13 protein-coding genes are annotated in these 14882 nt (G+C 53.4%); 7 read left to right on the top strand and 6 right to left on the bottom strand.

The window, feature by feature from the left end; all coding sequences use genetic code 11:
* Positions 1 to 34: 34 nt before the first annotated feature.
* From FF011L_RS15235 to FF011L_RS15245, 3 genes are all read left to right on the top strand, one after another.
* The gene (locus tag FF011L_RS15235) at positions 35 to 3421 is read left to right on the top strand and encodes an efflux RND transporter permease subunit (protein ID WP_145352505.1); all 3387 of its coding nucleotides are present in this window, start codon (positions 35 to 37) and stop codon (positions 3419 to 3421) included.
* Positions 3422 to 3500: 79 nt separating this feature from the next.
* Positions 3501 to 4070: an ECF-type sigma factor gene (locus FF011L_RS15240; RefSeq protein WP_145352506.1), complete on the top strand. Its 570-nt coding sequence runs from the start codon at positions 3501 to 3503 to the stop codon at positions 4068 to 4070.
* Positions 4071 to 4086: 16 nt separating this feature from the next.
* Positions 4087 to 6327 carry a serine/threonine protein kinase gene (locus FF011L_RS15245; RefSeq protein WP_145352507.1) on the top strand — a complete coding sequence of 747 codons (2241 nt, stop codon included), beginning with the start codon at positions 4087 to 4089 and terminating at the stop codon, positions 6325 to 6327.
* A gap of 105 nt (positions 6328 to 6432) precedes the next feature.
* Here FF011L_RS15245 and FF011L_RS15250 read toward each other — a convergent pair whose 3' ends face one another.
* Positions 6433 to 7548, bottom strand: a complete 1116-nt coding sequence (locus FF011L_RS15250) for a hypothetical protein (protein ID WP_218932655.1) — start codon at positions 7546 to 7548, stop codon at positions 6433 to 6435.
* A gap of 357 nt (positions 7549 to 7905) precedes the next feature.
* Here FF011L_RS15250 and FF011L_RS15255 point away from each other — a divergent pair, with 357 nt between their 5' ends.
* On the top strand, positions 7906 to 8643 hold the full coding sequence (locus FF011L_RS15255; RefSeq protein WP_145352508.1) for a class I SAM-dependent methyltransferase: 738 nt from the start codon (positions 7906 to 7908) through the stop codon (positions 8641 to 8643).
* A 276-nt stretch (positions 8644 to 8919) separates the two neighbouring features.
* On the top strand, positions 8920 to 9954 hold the full coding sequence (locus tag FF011L_RS15260) for a peptidyl-alpha-hydroxyglycine alpha-amidating lyase family protein (RefSeq protein WP_145352509.1): 1035 nt from the start codon (positions 8920 to 8922) through the stop codon (positions 9952 to 9954).
* 1091 nt (positions 9955 to 11045) lie between these two features.
* On the opposite strand, the gene FF011L_RS15270 is transcribed toward FF011L_RS15260, so the two are convergent.
* From FF011L_RS15270 to FF011L_RS15285, 4 genes are all read right to left on the bottom strand, one after another.
* On the bottom strand, positions 11046 to 11309 hold the full coding sequence (locus tag FF011L_RS15270; RefSeq protein ID WP_145352510.1) for an anti-sigma factor family protein: 264 nt from the start codon (positions 11307 to 11309) through the stop codon (positions 11046 to 11048).
* Positions 11310 to 11324: 15 nt separating this feature from the next.
* A complete protein-coding gene (locus FF011L_RS15275) occupies positions 11325 to 11894 on the bottom strand; it encodes a sigma-70 family RNA polymerase sigma factor (RefSeq protein ID WP_145352511.1) in 570 nt (189 codons plus the stop codon).
* A 281-nt stretch (positions 11895 to 12175) separates the two neighbouring features.
* The gene (locus FF011L_RS15280) at positions 12176 to 12613 is read right to left on the bottom strand and encodes a thiol-disulfide oxidoreductase DCC family protein (RefSeq protein ID WP_145352512.1); all 438 of its coding nucleotides are present in this window, start codon (positions 12611 to 12613) and stop codon (positions 12176 to 12178) included.
* Positions 12610 to 13233 carry an SOUL family heme-binding protein gene (locus FF011L_RS15285; RefSeq protein WP_145352513.1) on the bottom strand — a complete coding sequence of 208 codons (624 nt, stop codon included), beginning with the start codon at positions 13231 to 13233 and terminating at the stop codon, positions 12610 to 12612. Before FF011L_RS15285 ends, FF011L_RS15280 begins: the two co-directional genes overlap by 4 nt.
* Positions 13234 to 13621: 388 nt before the next feature.
* On the opposite strand from FF011L_RS15285, the gene FF011L_RS15290 reads away from it, so the two are divergent.
* Both FF011L_RS15290 and FF011L_RS15295 read left to right on the top strand, forming a co-directional pair.
* Positions 13622 to 14125 (top strand): GNAT family N-acetyltransferase, encoded by a 504-nt coding sequence (locus tag FF011L_RS15290; RefSeq protein WP_246109430.1) that lies wholly within the window; start codon positions 13622 to 13624, stop codon positions 14123 to 14125.
* A gap of 53 nt (positions 14126 to 14178) precedes the next feature.
* A complete protein-coding gene (locus FF011L_RS15295; protein WP_145352514.1) occupies positions 14179 to 14367 on the top strand; it encodes a hypothetical protein in 189 nt (62 codons plus the stop codon).
* Between the two features lie 13 nt (positions 14368 to 14380).
* Here FF011L_RS15295 and FF011L_RS15300 read toward each other — a convergent pair whose 3' ends face one another.
* Positions 14381 to 14761, bottom strand: coding sequence for a winged helix-turn-helix transcriptional regulator (locus FF011L_RS15300; protein ID WP_145352515.1), 381 nt, complete (start codon positions 14759 to 14761; stop codon positions 14381 to 14383).
* Between the last annotated feature and the right edge of the window lie 121 nt (positions 14762 to 14882).

A 14882-nucleotide genomic window follows, 5' to 3' on the forward strand; every position in this document is an offset into this window, starting at 1 on the left:
TGAGTTCAATCGATCGACTCCTAAGAAAAACATCATGGACATTATCAAATTTTCGATTGAAAATCCCGTCAAGACGTCGGTCGGCGTGATCCTGGTATTGCTGTTTGGCGTGATTGCACTTGCCAGAATCCCCGTTCAACTTGTTCCCGACGTCGATCGTCCGGTCGTTACGGTGCGAACCAACTGGAGTGGCCGTAGCCCAGAAGAGATCGAAAAATCGATCATCATCGAACAGGAGCAAAAACTTAAATCGGTCCAAGGTTTGTGGAAGATGACGTCGCTGGCCAGTTTGGGCAGTGCACGAATTACGCTCGAATTCAATGTTGGTGCATCGCCGGAACGCATTCTGCAAGAGGTCTCCAACAAAATCGATGAAGTCCCCGAGTACCCCGAAGACGTCGACCGCCCAATCATCGACGTGGCCGACACCGCCGGCGATAACGCAATCGCCTATCTGTTGCTCCAGGCCGATGACCCCGATTTTGAAGTAGCCACGTTCTACGATTACGCCGACCGCTTCCTCAAGCCAAGCCTTGAACGGATCGAAGGGGTTGCCGAAATCGATATCAAAGGAGGCCGCCAGCATCAGATCCAAGTCCGATTCGATCCGAAGGCTTTGGCCCGCCGGGGAATCACGATCGCGGAAATGAATTCGGCACTCCGCCTGGACAACGTAAATGCTTCGGCAGGCGACATGGCGAACAACCGCCAAGACGTACGCTTTCGCGTTGTCGGTCAATACGATTCGTTAGAGCCACTTCGCGACACGATCATCAAATATGACGAAGAAGGGAGCCCTATCCGAGTCGCGGATGTGGCAAAGGTCGAACTGGCTTTGGAAAAAACGGTCCACTTCGACCAATGCAAAGGCAAAACATCGATGACGATTTTTGTCAAAAGAAAGACCGGTAGCAACGTCCTGGACATCATCGACCGAGTCAACGTGGTCGTCGACCAAATGAACGCGGAAGGAGGCGTCCTACGGAGTTTTAAGAATGACCGCCATGGGCTTCGCTTGCGAATGGCGTTTGACGACTCCTACTACATCTATAGTGCCGTGGGCCTGGTGCGTAACAACCTATGGCTGGGCGGCGGGCTAGCCGTGTTAGTGCTGTTGCTGTTTCTACGAAGCGTACGATCAACACTCATTATCGCAGTGGCCATCCCGATCTCCGTCGTCGGCACATTTGTTGTCATGTGGTTTGCGGACCGTAACCTCAACGTGATCTCTCTGGCAGGGTTAAGTTTTGCCGTTGGCATGGTAGTCGACAACGCGATCGTCGTCCTTGAAAACATTGACCGACATCTAAAGATGGGGTCCCCGCCAGCCCGTGCCGCCTACGAGGGAACTCGCGAGGTTTGGGGTGCCATTCTTGCATCGACGTTAACCACCATTGCCGTTTTTGCTCCGGTACTAACGATCCAGGACGAAGCAGGGCAATTATTCTACGACCTGATTCTGGCTGTTTGTGCTGCCGTCGCATTGTCGTTTGTGGTCTCCATCACCGTGATCCCCACCGCCGCTTCGTTGTTGCTGCGTTCCTCGGCGGAGAACATTCCCTCTCCCAGCGGCGTGGTTTCCGAAGAACCGAAATCACGTTTCAGATTATCAAACCTATTTGGGTTATCGGGAATATTTGGTTGGCTGAACGACGCCTGGGCCAACCTGATTTACTTGCTTACCTTCCGCAGCGTATCTAGCGCGTGGCTGCGGATCATGCTGATCGGCCTCACCATGTTCGTGTCGATCGGGCTCAGTTTGCTGCTGATGCCGCCGGCAAGCTACTTACCGAACGGCAACAAAAACTTCACGTTCTGCCGGATGTCGACACCCGCTGGCTACTCGGTGATGGAAAACTACTATGTCGGACAACGCATCGAACAAGAACTAAAACCATTCTGGAGCGCAAAAAACTCAGCAGAAGCATCTCAGCATGGTCCGGTCGTCGATCAACGCACCGGAGAAGAATACACAGAAATCCCTGCGTTAAAGGAGTACTTCTTCGTCGTTGCCCGTGGCAGCGTTTTCATGGTCGGGATCAGCCAGGACCCCGACAATGTGAAACCTTTGGCGGCGGTTTTCAACAAATCGTTTGGGGTCATCCCCGCCAGTAAAGGCGTAACGTCCCAAGCCTCGATTTTCGGTCGCGGTGCCGGCAGTTCCAATGCGGTCGATATCGAAATCAGCGGGAATGATCTAGTACGTTTGAAAATCGCGTGCACCTATCTAGAAAAAGAACTACAAAACGCGTTTTCAAAATTCTCCGTTCGATCGTCGCCCGACAACTTCAATGAATCCGGGCCCGAACGACGGTTGCAAATCAAACAAGAAGTCGCCAAACGCCTGAACATCAGCGTTAGCGAATTGGCGAACTCCGCTCGAGCCATGATCGACGGGACGTTTGTTGGTGATTTCGATTTCGAAGGGGATAACATTGACCTGATCCTGTTGCGGGATCCAGCAGCGGAAATCTCTCCTGACGAAATCGAAGAACTACCGATCGCGGTGCGTGAAGCAAACGGCAAAGTCGTTATGGTTCCGCTTGGACAGATCGCCGATTTTGTCCCGTCGGAAGCCTCGCAAGAAATCCGCCGTGTCGAACAGCAACGCGCGATCGCATTGACTGTCACTCCACCGAATGACATCGCACTGGAGCAGGCTCAACAAACGATCATGGACGTCGTCGCACAGGCTCGCACCGAAGGCTATTTGGGAAGCGACATTTTTGTTTCCCTATCCGGCAACGCTGACCGTTTGTCAGAAGTCCGATCGTCTTTGATGGGTAATTGGGACGGCTGGAACTGGGCGTCCGTCGGCAGCGTCGCACTCAGCCGTTTTTTCCTGGCCCTTGTCATCACCTACCTTTTGATGACCGCTCTGTTTGAGAACTTTCTCTACCCGCTGGTCATCATGTTCACCGTCCCGCTGGCAACCGTTGGAGGTTTCATCGGATTGTGGTTTGTACGTCAAAGTGATCCGAGCCAACAGTTAGACGTTCTGACAATGTTAGGGTTCGTCATTCTGGTTGGCGTGGTGGTCAACAACGCGATTTTGATTGTCCACCAAGCACTCAACAATATGCGTGGGGAACATGGTGCGGCAGAAGCCAATTCGGATCCCATGCCGCCCCGTGAAGCCATCCGCGAATCGGTAAGAACCCGCATGCGGCCAATCTTCATGACCACCTGTACCAGCGTCTTCGGGATGCTGCCACTTGTTCTGACCCCCGGTAGCGGAAGTGAACTCTATCGTGGACTAGGTTCTATCGTCGTTGGCGGCCTGATCTTTTCCACCGTTTTCACATTGTTGGTCATCCCCCTACTGTTCAGCCTGGTCCTGGACGCGGTCGCCTGGTTCAGTCGTCCTAAGCTTGGTTCACCAATCGCTCCCGCACCGTCGACAAGCATCGCCGAGTCATGATTTACGTCCATTGCGAACAGCGGGTATGCTTGATTAAATCCAAGCAGGCGAAGCCACCCCCAATTCCTGGAGCGACCAATTGACCGAAGTCACGCAAATCCTCAACCAGATTGAGCAGGGGGACGTCGCAGCAGCCAGCGAATTGTTACCTCTCGTCTATGCGGAATTGCGCAGATTGGCGACTCACCGAATGCGACGGGAATCGGCCGAGCAGACTTTGCAGCCGACCGCACTGGTGCACGAAGCCTACATGCGGCTGATCGGTAACGGAGACAACGATACGATTGAATGGCAAAGCCGCGGACACTTTTTTGGCGCGGCAGCCGAAGCGATGCGGCGAATCCTTGTCGAAAGCGCTCGGCGACGGAAAAGCTTGAAACGAGGAGGCGAATTTGCCAAATATCAAGTCAGCGAAGAGGACGCGATCATCCATGCGGGAGATCCCGACGAGCTTCTAGATTTGGATGCCGCGTTGACGAAACTAGCTGCCGAAGAACCCGAACTGGCAAAGCTGGTTGAACTGCGTTATTTCACCGGATTGAGCGTTGGTGAAACCGCCGAAGCCCTCGGCGTATCGCCACGGACCGTCAAACGCAATTGGGCGTTCGCGCGAGCATGGTTGGGACGTCAAATGCTATTGGATTCATAGGACCGGAATCAAAACTATGTCGATCGGACACGAACGAGACATTTTTGCCGACGCAATCGAAATCGTCTCGCCAGAAGAACGCGCTAAATTCGTGAAACAAGCATGCGGCGACAACGAACCGTTGCTGGCAAGCGTGAGCGATCTTCTTCGACAGCACGACCGCTGCGACAGTCCGGTCGATAAACCGATCCTCGCGGACCTGTCCCCAACCATCACCCGTTTCCAGCCCAACATGCCGCTGTCGCGTCACAAGATTGGCGCGATGGTTGGTCCCTACAAACTGATGGAGCAAATCGGGGAAGGGGGGTTTGGATTGGTTTTCGTAGCGGAGCAACAGAAACCGGTTCGCCGCCGAGTCGCATTGAAGATTATCAAACCGGGCATGGAAACCCACGAAGTCATCGCTCGTTTCGAAGCGGAACGACAAGCGATCGCGATGATGGATCACGAAAACATCGCCCGTATTTTTGATGCCGGAGTCACCAACGATGGGCAACCCTATTTCGTAATGGAATTGGTCCGTGGTGTCCCCCTGATCGAATTCTGCGACAACCGTCGCCTGGAGACTCAGGATCGCCTGAAACTCTTCCGGTCAATCTGCTTGGCCGTGCAGCATGCGCATCAAAAGGGCATCATCCATCGTGACCTGAAACCTTCCAATGTTTTGGTTACCTTGCAGGACGGTAAACCGATCGCCAAAGTCATCGATTTTGGAATCGTCAAAGCGATCGGCGACCAGAACCTGACCGATAAAACGCTCTACACGCGACTGGCGTCGATGATCGGAACCCCGGCTTACATGAGCCCCGAACAGGCGGAGATGAGTAACGTCGATGTCGATACCCGCAGCGACATCTATTCGCTTGGAGTCATGTTGTATGAGCTGTTAACCGGGTCGACGCCATTCACTCGCGAGCGACTGAACAGTGTTGGTTTCGATGAACTTCGGCGTATTATTCGCGAAGAAGAACCGCCCTGTCCAAGTGCTCGGTTTAGTACTCTAGCTGGCAAGGTGGCGACCACCATTTCTTCCAATCGACAGCTGGAACCGAGTAAGCTGTCGACGCTGATGAAGGGGGACCTGGATTGGATCGTGATGCGGGCGCTTGATAAGGACCGAGCTCGCCGTTATCCAAGCGCGATCGCAATGGCTGAAGACATCCAGCGATTTTTGATGGAGCAACCCGTCGAAGCACGCCCTCCTTCGGCCGCCTATCGTTTCTCGAAATTCGCAAAACGACACAAGGCCATTCTATTTACCATCGGCGCAATCGCCGCGGCCCTGCTAGTCGGAACCGGAGTGAGTATCTGGCAAGCCAAGGTTGCGATTTCCGCTTTGCAAAAAGCCAAAATTGCCGAGAACCAAGCGACGCAGTCACACGACGAATTGGAATTGTTTACCGATCGACTGAAACGAGCAAATCAACTGATGATCTCTGGCCGTGCCTACGCCGAAAGCGGGGATTGGGCGAATGCTCACAAAGCGTGTATGACTGCCACCGAAACGCAACCTCGCTATTTCCACGTCTGGATGGAGCGTGGTTCGCTATACGCCAAGCTAGGGTTGTGGGAAGCGGCCGCAGCCGATTACGCCAAGGCTCTTGAACTTGGAGCTCCCGTTCACGGAGCGGAATTCATGGGCGTCCCCCAACTGTTCCTGATGGCTAACAATCCAGCAGCGCAAGCCCAACTATCCAACGCTTTGGCACATTCAGGTGGTGGCGGTTCATGGGGAACGATCTTGAGAGGTCGCATGATTGGCGAACTTTCACAACAAGACGCGAGCGATTTGGCTGAATTAGCTGAAAGCTTACTGGACGATAGCCCTCAGGAACCAGGCATCCCCAAACGCCCACGGTCCCATATACCACTCGGGGTCAAACTCTACTTGGCCGGCTGGGCACATCTGGAAGCAGGCGATTTCCAAACAGCCATTGCCCGCCTGGAACAGGGACTTGCCGACGAACCCAACTGGGGTGGCCACGGAATTGAAAAACCGGTTCTGGCAATGGCGTATCACAAACTGGGCGATACCGAAAAATCGAAAATCGCTTTGGACGAATCAAAGGCAAACCTTGACAGTTGGCTGGAACAGTCGGTCAGCAAACGCCAAGGTGTCCCACCAATGCCATGGTTTGACTGGATCGAATTTCTAATCAACCACCAACGGGCAACGGAAATGATCACGGGAAAGCCCCCCGAATCCGACCCGCGTTTTGAAGAACAAAAACGACTGGCTCAGGCAGCGATCCAGTAACGAACTAGACAGCCGCACAAAGCTTCTTATGCAGTATTAGAAACGAGAACATTTCTTGACATGGAAACAGGGCAAACTCTTTTCACACCCCGCAACAGGACGCGGTTAACTTGAACGCAAATCATTCGTTCCAAGATTCAACGTCACTGGCACCAAGGCTCGGGGTTCGCCTCCTTCTGGAGTTGGCATGACCTCCGGAGAAGCGGTCGCAATCGGATGAGCGATTGATTTCGATTCGGTCTGCAGAGCCGTTGAAGTGCTGTCACCACTGACAGCACGGTGCAGTGCGGGCAAAGCAAACGCCAGCCCAGCACTGACAACCAAGCCCGCGACCGCTTTCCCAGCGTCCCGAGCAATAATCCCTGACGTCTGTTTTATCGGTCGCACTTTTAGTAACACTCCGATCGCCGTTTCCCGACCAGCCAGCAAACCTAGGAAAACCCATGTTGTGCTCATCGGCATGTTGCTGTGCTCCTTGAACACAATCAAAATGATCGCATAGATAAAATCGATCACGGTTGCTGATCGGATATCCGAGGTGTTTGTTTTACTGTTGACAATCGCTTGAATAGGCCCGCCGCGGCGAGCAAAGATGATCGCGTGCAGGGCCAACATCACCACCGCTGCAAACACGAAGTACAGCACGCTTAGCTTACGCGGCAGATAGACAAAAATATTTGCCAGATCATGGACAAGCCACTGGCTCCACAAAAAGCCGGTTGAAATCCACTGCAAAGCAACCCAATACGGTTTAGGAGGGGATAAAGCGGTGGCGATCATCCTCTTTTCAAAGGTCTTCGTGATCACCAAATAGACTAAGATCCCCACGATAAAGGCAACCAAATAACCGATCATCGACTTGGTCAACATCGATCCCAGATTTCCTGGTGCAAAGACCGCTAACACCAAAAAAGTTGTGCTGACGGGAATACCAAATCGTGTCAAGAAAAGAATGACCAAAGGCGGAATCAGGTGCAGCCAGGTAATCCCACCAACCGGCACAGGGAATTTTGAAAGCCGTCCAAATGCGACGTCCCCATCGTGCGTCAACCAGCCGTAGATAAACACCATCATCAAGACGGTGGAAGCGAAAGCCCATAACACCCACCAGGGACGCTTTGCGTTGGAACTAAGAAAAGTTCCCAGGGTTTGAATCGCATCGTTCGCGACAATCGAATATGCGGCGAACAAGAAGCCTAGCAGTGCGATATAAGTTGCCATGCGACCATTTCGGTGAAGCAAAGGGAGAAAAGAGAGAAAAGGTCGGCCCCCAATTCAACTGTCCGACATTTCACGGGCGTCGTATCAGCCCCCCAGCCCCAAAATGTGAAGATTTGATGAACGGCCGGTTCAGCTTCCGTGAATTTCGCCGCCGATCGATTTCATAAATTTCCTCGAATCGACTCTTACACGCTGCAGATCTGAAGGCTGCAAGACAGACAAACCAATCGCCTATATTCAGGGTGGCTTTCCCGAAAGAACGGATTGCAAATACCGAAGACCTCTCGGCCAAGACAGCAGAAAATCCCGCTCTTAGTCGCGGACATCGCCAAACGCCCTTACACGTAGGAAATCAGGATGGACAACCCTCAAACGGATGACCTTTCACTCAAATCAACAACGAAAGAAATCCGCGAACGTTTCGACAATGATGTTGAACGGTTCTCGCAATTAGAAACCGGTCAATCGGCAACGATTGACGCTCCCTTGGCGATGGAGCTGATTACCCATGCTGCCGTTGCGTCGACGCCCAAGATCGCTCGAGTCCTGGACATCGGCTGTGGAGCAGGAAATAACACGCTGAAACTGAGGCAAGCATATGGTCAAGACTTTGCTTGTGACTTAAACGATCTGAGCCAACCGATGATCGACCGAGCAAAGTCGCGGTTACAAGAAATTTGCACAGGCAACATCCTTACGTGGCACGGTGACTTTCGTGAATGCGAGCTACCGGAAGCGTCCTACGACGTGATTCTTGCCGCCGCCGTGTTGCATCATCTACGCGATGACGACGACTGGCAGACGGCGTTCGCGAAAATTCACAGTCTGTTGCGTCCGGGAGGAAGTTTCTGGGTGACCGACTTAATCTCCCACGAGACCGCCGGAGTCCAACAGTTAATGTGGCATCGATATGGAGAATACCTGCGGGACTTGAACGGGGAGGACTACCGGGACGCGGTGTTCCAATATATCGCCAAGGAAGATTCGCCTCGTCCGGTAACGTACCAACTAGATCTGCTACGCAATGTCGGCTTCCGCCATGTGGAACTGCTCCACAAGAACTCTTGTTTCGCCGCTTTTGGCGCCATCAAATAGTACGCAACCTTCACACGACACGGACTGCTTCTCAATCCTCGGAACTTTTAGCGAGAATGGCAAGACATGCCTACAAAGGATCTAGAGGACCATGTCATTCCCCACGATACACGTTCACTACCATCCTATTTTCTGTGGCGCAAGCCGAATATCTTGCCTCCCCCCATTGCCACAACGGGATTCGTTAGACTATTGCGACTAGCGGTACGGCCGAAGGCCCCCCTTTAACCGGCCGTCTTTCGATCTTGCCCCCTTTCTAACAGCGAGTCGTACACCATGAAATGTCTTCGTGCCATCCTTTTGTTCATCCTGCTAAGCAGTCTTTCTCCCATGGCGCGAGCGAACGAGAACGCGGCCGAACCCGACCCGGGCAAAAGTCCCGATTATCCGCGCGTGAACATGACCCCCTGGTATGAAGTCGATCCGAACTGGCCCAACAAGCCGGAAACGTTCCAGTGGGAAGCCGTGCCCGGAGTCGCGGTCGACGCAGAGGATAATGTTTATGTGTTCACGCGTTCGACGCCGCCGATCCAGGTCTACACCCCCGGCGGCGAAGTGGTCCGTTCATGGGGTGAGGACACGATCGCAACGGCGCATCATCTGAAAATCGATGATGACGGAAATATTTGGGTGGCTGATATCGGTTTGCACGTGGTTCGCAAGTTCAGCCCCGAGGGCAAGGTACTGCAAACCATCGGGACTCCCGGCGTCCCCGGCAATGACGAAACGCACTTCGATAAACCGACCGACATGGCGATCGCCGCCAATGGAGACATTTTCATCACCGACGGCTACGGCAACAATCGCGTCGTCCATTGCGACAAGGACGGCAACTTCGTGAAGGCGTGGGGCAGTCTGGGGACCGGTCCGCTGCAGTTCTCACTTCCGCACGCCATCGCCATCGATTCAGCCGGGCAGCTCTATATCGCCGACCGCAACAACGCTCGAGTCATGATTTACAACCAAGGCGGCAAACTGGTCGACAGCTGGGACAACATCATCATTCCATGGGGTTTTTGGGTCACGCCGGAAGATCAGATCTGGGTTTGCGGTGCATCACCGATGCCCTGGTTACAAGACCCCGACTATCCCAACGCGCCGCTCAGTTGTCCTCCCAAGGACCAGGTACTAATGAAGTTCAATACGAAGGGAAAATTGCTCCAGCTGTGGACAATCCCCAAAGGAGCCGACAACAAGGAGCAGCCAGGGGACGTGAACTGGCTGCACGCCCTCGCCCTCGATTCCAAGGGCAATATTTACGTGGGAGACATCATCGGCAAACGTGCCCAGAAGTTCCTCCGCCGTGACTAGCCGAAAAACGGTCAAACGGCAGCGATCTCAACCTGAAGAAAAGGGGTCAGGAGCCGTTTAGGGTCACACCGCAAAAAAACGTCCTTAGTGCAGTGCTTTCAGCCCGGAGGGCGGCAGATACTTGCCGTTGGTGTAAGCCAACGGAAACCTAGTGTGCGTGCGCAATAAAGCCCAGCGGGCGACAGACACGTGGTTCTCTCGTTCTGTCGCCCGCTGGGCTTTTCTTTTCGCGATCCCCACTCCGGCGGCTCACGCCCAATGCCACTTACTTTAAGTCTATTCGGGGGGTGGAGGTTGTTCGGTTTTTGTTTTTTTCTTCTTGCGCAATGACTTTTGGAACTTGGTGGTTTTGGGGCGGCGCGGGTGGGCGATCCGTGGGTAGTTGCGTGGCTCCTTGCGAACTGGAAGCTTGCGTTTGGAGGCGCTGATTAACGCGCTCGTGAATGCTAGTTGCCACTCCTCAAATGTATCGCAGGACTTGCGCAGCAAGTGATCTTGGAAGCTCAGCCATACGCCGCTGAAGCTCAGCCGTCGGGGCGTAACCTTGGCAAGTTTCGCCGGCGAAGAAAAGGGGTCAGGAGCCGTTTAGGTTTACACCGCGAAAAAACGTCCTTAGTGCAGTGCTTTCAGCCCGGAGGGCGGCAGATCCTTGCCGTTGGTGTAAGCCAACGGAAACCTAGTGTGCGTGCGCAATAAAGCCCAGCGGGCGACAGACAAGAGCCGTTCTCTCGTTCTGTCGCCCGCTGGGCTTTTCTTTTCGCGGTCCCCACTCCGGCGGCTCACGCCGCCGGCAAGTATCTGCCGCCCTCCGGGCTACGTGTTCACTCGGCCCAAAGTAGACTCCTCAACTGCTGCGAACCCTTCATTTATAGATTGCACGTTCCCCGCGAAAAAACGTCCTTTTGGAGCTATGCTTGCAGAGCGAAAGGGGACACTGAACCTGCGAAGTCGATTAAACCGACAGCTAGCGATGGAATGTTGTGCCCGGCGGCAGCGGAGAAGGCACCCTTGTTATCCGCCCCTTCACATCCGTCGCCTAATAACAAACGAAACGCTGGCAGCGTCGACAAGAGGACGCGTTTGCGGTTCCCCTAGAGGTCACGAGATTCGAGCGACTTTTTGATCCGTTGTTTGGCTTCGACGGTCAGTCCCGATTCGGGATGCGTCTTACGCGGTTCATCTACGATTTCGCTTGCGGAATGAATCGATTCACGCATGGTACGCTGATCACGAGCAAAGGCGGCACACAACCGGCACATGTGCAAATGCATCCAAACGACGATCCGCTTGCGACGCGGCAGAGGCGCGTCGAGCGACTGAGATACCAGCTTGGAAATTTCTTTGCATGAAAACATGGAGATCAGCACTCGTTATTCTTTTTCCTGCAGCCACCGCAACTTGATGCAACGAGCCAGCCGAATACGGGCACGGTGCAGAAGGACCCACAGGTTAGACGGAGTAATGTTCAACTCCTTACAGATTTCTGTGGAATTTAATTCTTCCATTTCCCGCAGTGCAAAAACGCCCGATTGCTTCTCTGGCAGGGCGGCCAAGCATTTTTGAAAAATCGGCCAAAATTCGGCTCGGTCGATCGAATCAAGCGGCTGCAGAAGCGTCTCACGCATGCTCTTCTTCCACCGCCCCCTCTCATCGAAGTACAGGTTTAGCGAATCGGAGGGGTCGACCGACTCAGACGATGTCATACGTCTCTGATCGCGAATGAAATCGATAATTTTCCGTTTAAGGATCCCCATCAGCCAACCTTGATGAGTCCCCCTACCTGCGAACTGACTTTGATGCTCAAGCCCGGCAACAAAGGTCTGCTGCACGACCTCTTCCGCAGCGGTTGCATCACGCAATCGAGAGACGGCGTAGCGATAAAGCGCATCGCCGTATTCCTCAACCCAATCCTCGGGCTCAGATGTCGAAGCACTGGTCATATCAGTGGAATATCCCCAAAACTCGCTTTTTCAATGAGCCGTGCAGTTTAGAACGATCCGCTTCCGCTGGGTAGGTTATGACGTGAGTCTTTCCCACGACAGAAAGTGCAGACTGGAACCGTCTGAAGAAGAATCCAGGTTATTCGCGAACAGGAACAGGTTCACACCGTCCGAGAAAAAGAGGGGATAGTCGCGTTACTTTCAAGGACAGCCTGTGATTCGAAGTCGTCCGGCTTGGCCAATGTCTCCTTTCGCTGCGCGAAAGAACGTTCCATCATACGTTACTTTCGCGGAGTCAAAGGCGACACTGATTCAGCGATAGCGGAGGGCGTTTGGCACGAATCGGAATCGCAGCGGCCAGTCAACTTTAGACGGTGCTTTGCAAAATGATGGTAGCCGAATTCAAGACCATGAGAGATTACGGGTAACCGAGTCAACCAAGCGATCGGGCCCAAACCAACGGCGGCGTATAGCCGCCGAAAAACTTCGACGCCAACAATCCACTCGCCACTTGGCAGACGGCCTTGGATCTCGTCCATGAATTCCGTCATCGTCTTATTAAAATCATCCGGATTGAAATCCTGCGCTGCGATATCGGTAAACCGAATCCGATGCTTTCGGTCCATCCACCGCAATAACTTGATTTCACGTAAACAGAGCGGGCAAGCGCCGTCATAAAAGACTTCGACATGCCACTCGTTGTTGTCACCCTGGCTCATTGTCCCGGCGCCTCGACGGATTCAGGCTGCTGCACACGAATCAGCACTTCGTTCCGACGCAGCGGCCCCGGAGTGAATGGGGCGTCGTATCCTGCGGTCTCGGCCTTCGCTTCACCAGCGAGCGACTTGGACTCCATCCACGTTCGCAGCTTTGCTTCATTTTCCTTTGCCAACTCTTTTGACATTCGTCCAGGGAAGCGGATCACTGCGAAACGGCCTCCCTCACGTTTCCGAATCGCGACCGATGAAGATTTTGGTTCCGGGGTTCCTGAATCAACAACATTCTTTGGAACAACAAACCCCATCTTCCCTTCCGATTCGGCTTGGCCCGCTTCCATAAAGACCGGAGTCGTCATCGCGATTTTCTGCTCCCCCTCATTCGCTCCGCTGATGTAACCGAACAGCCGCATAAAACTGCCATCACGACCTCGAGCATCTGGATCGGTATTTGTTGAGGCCAGCATCAAATCGGGATATTCACGAATCTCAATGTTGCCATCCTTTTCCACAACCTTGTACTCGGCCGATTCGTAGCCGTCTTCCGCTATCCCAGAAGAGGCAAGACCTACCAGGACGCCCAAACCAAGCAATTTGACCATGAAGGGGATTCGAATACTCATTGGACCGTTACTCCGGATCTCAAAATTTCAGGTATGGATGTTCAACCACGAATTCGTTGTGACTTTAGAAAGCCGACTAGTGCAACTTCGAGACCAAACCAAACGCAGTCTTTCTTATCGCCACCTAAATCAGCCGATCGATTAAGGTGCCAGCGGTACTAAAGTCGCTTGTTTTGCGGGAAATAAACCCGTTCTAAGCAGGAAGTACCGCAAAGAGACAACAGATACATCGCGGCATTTTGCGGGTCAGCGCAGCGGAAAAAATTGGCCTGCATCCATCCAGACGAACTTATTTGTATCATACGTCCGATCACGGCCCTCTCTTGAAGCTTCGCCGCCTGAGCTAGACAAGCCAAGATGGCTGTCGCTTCGATTTGTCTCCGCTTCCATGTTTACTCTTGCCATGACCACTCCGCAGACCGCTGTCCGCCCGTTCCTGCCGTCCGATGCAACCGCATGCTTAGAGCTGTTTCGCGACACGGTCCATCGAGTCAATTCCCGAGACTATTCCTCCGCTCAAATTCACGCGTGGGCCCCGCTGGACGTGAAGGTTCCGGGCTGGATGGAACGTTTTGAGAACCGGATTGCCTACGTTGCCGTCGCAGGATCTTCCCTCGCAGGCTTCGCCGACATGACGGTTGAAGGACACCTCGATCGACTCTTCGTATCGGCAGACCACCAAAGGCAAGGTATTGCAGGTCGCCTATTGACGCACCTGCTGAACGACGACCGGCGCACCTCTGATTCCGGTATCACCACCGAAGCGAGTATTACCGCTAAGCCATTCTTCGAATCTATCGGTTTCACGGTGGTCAAGAAACAGACCGTGTTATGCCGAGGCGTGGAACTGACAAATTTTAAGATGCTACTGGGACGAGGCACCGCTGATTGAACCCACTTCGTCGAACGACCAAACGAACCGTGGGGGTCAATAAACCAGATACAATGCTCTCATTCCATTTGAAGTCGGTTCCCCTGATAACCGACCGCCAAAGCAACTCCAATGCATTACTGCCCGAGCGAGAAAGAGAAGCGATGTTCCTAGAACGCTGGGACTTCTTTTCAGCATCACGCTCCATTCTGGCCGAGCCGCGGATCCTCCTGACGCGGGCTAGTGGGAACCGAATCGATTAGCGAACGCGTGGCCTTAAACGTTTTCCGTTTCGTTGCGGGCACGTTCCTCCAGCAATTTAACGGCGTGGCCTTCCCCCCACTTCTTTAACTCTTTCAAAATGCCACGAAGCGATTCCCCTTCGGCGTTAAGTTCGTATTCGACTCGCGGTGGCACTTCGGCATAAACAATCCGGTTTACCAAACCGCTTGCTTCAAGATCGCGAAGTTGTTTTGTTAGCATTCGCTGAGTCACACAGCCAACGCATCGCTTTAACTCGCTGAATCGAAGTCGACCGTCAAGCAGATGAAAGAGAATAATCCCTTTCCACTTCCCTCCAATCAACTCCAGCGTCGCCTCCACCGGGCAAGCCGGAGGATCGTAACTAAGATGCCGCGATTTGCCATTAGTATCCATTCTGTACCTACATGCCCGAAATGTGCGTTCTTGCATTTACAACCACTACTCCTATTATCAACTCAGCTCAAACAAACAGCAACCCAAATGAATGTTTTGGAGCGATCGAATTCAAGGTCGC

The organism is Roseimaritima multifibrata (assembly GCF_007741495.1).
Lineage (GTDB): Bacteria > Planctomycetota > Planctomycetia > Pirellulales > Pirellulaceae > Roseimaritima > Roseimaritima multifibrata.

Bases quoted from the DNA above. Each gene is read 5' to 3' on its own strand.
- FF011L_RS15235 (WP_145352505.1), top strand. From the start codon at position 35: ATGGACATTATCAAATTTTCGATTGAAAATCCCGTCAAGACGTCGGTC.
- FF011L_RS15245 (WP_145352507.1), top strand. From the start codon at position 4,087: ATGTCGATCGGACACGAACGAGACATTTTTGCCGACGCAATCGAAATC.
- FF011L_RS15250 (WP_218932655.1), bottom strand. From the start codon at position 7,548: ATGGCAACTTATATCGCACTGCTAGGCTTCTTGTTCGCCGCATATTCG.
- FF011L_RS15255 (WP_145352508.1), top strand. From the start codon at position 7,906: ATGGACAACCCTCAAACGGATGACCTTTCACTCAAATCAACAACGAAA.
- FF011L_RS15260 (WP_145352509.1), top strand. From the start codon at position 8,920: ATGAAATGTCTTCGTGCCATCCTTTTGTTCATCCTGCTAAGCAGTCTT.
- FF011L_RS15270 (WP_145352510.1), bottom strand. From the start codon at position 11,309: ATGTTTTCATGCAAAGAAATTTCCAAGCTGGTATCTCAGTCGCTCGAC.
- FF011L_RS15275 (WP_145352511.1), bottom strand. From the start codon at position 11,894: ATGACCAGTGCTTCGACATCTGAGCCCGAGGATTGGGTTGAGGAATAC.
- FF011L_RS15280 (WP_145352512.1), bottom strand. From the start codon at position 12,613: ATGAGCCAGGGTGACAACAACGAGTGGCATGTCGAAGTCTTTTATGAC.
- FF011L_RS15285 (WP_145352513.1), bottom strand. From the start codon at position 13,233: ATGAGTATTCGAATCCCCTTCATGGTCAAATTGCTTGGTTTGGGCGTC.
- FF011L_RS15290 (WP_246109430.1), top strand. From the start codon at position 13,622: ATGTTTACTCTTGCCATGACCACTCCGCAGACCGCTGTCCGCCCGTTC.
- FF011L_RS15295 (WP_145352514.1), top strand. From the start codon at position 14,179: ATGCTCTCATTCCATTTGAAGTCGGTTCCCCTGATAACCGACCGCCAA.
- FF011L_RS15300 (WP_145352515.1), bottom strand. From the start codon at position 14,761: ATGGATACTAATGGCAAATCGCGGCATCTTAGTTACGATCCTCCGGCT.